This is a genomic window from Domibacillus sp. F004 (genome assembly GCF_057814295.1).
Window position 1 is genome coordinate 1 of the sequence record NZ_JBVATB010000062.1, and the last position, 281, is coordinate 281.

At 66.9% G+C, this 281-nt stretch carries 1 protein-coding gene; it reads left to right on the plus strand.

Features of this window, described 5'->3' with window-relative positions:
- Nucleotides 1-106: 106 nt before the first annotated feature.
- Nucleotides 107-281 (plus strand): dodecin family protein (locus ACZYRN_RS19415; RefSeq protein ID WP_488913201.1); only part of this gene is annotated, 175 nt, incomplete at its 3' end.

Consider the following 281-nt stretch of genomic DNA (forward strand, 5'->3'; position numbering starts at 1 on the left):
CCTCCTCCCGCACCGCGCCGCGCGTCGAAAGGGGTGCGGCCCTTCCATCCGGGCGCAAGCGCGATCAGTATGGGTTCGTCGGCATCGAGCGATGAGGGGTTCAAAGATGAGCGTTTACCGAGTGATCGACGTCATCGGCACCAGTGCCTCGTCCTGGGAGGAGGCGGCACGAGAGGCCATCACCACCGCCGCGGGATCACTGCACGATCTGCGCGTCGCCGAGGTGACGAAGCAGGACATCGTGGTCGGCGACGACGGGACGCTGCTGTTCCGTTCCCGGG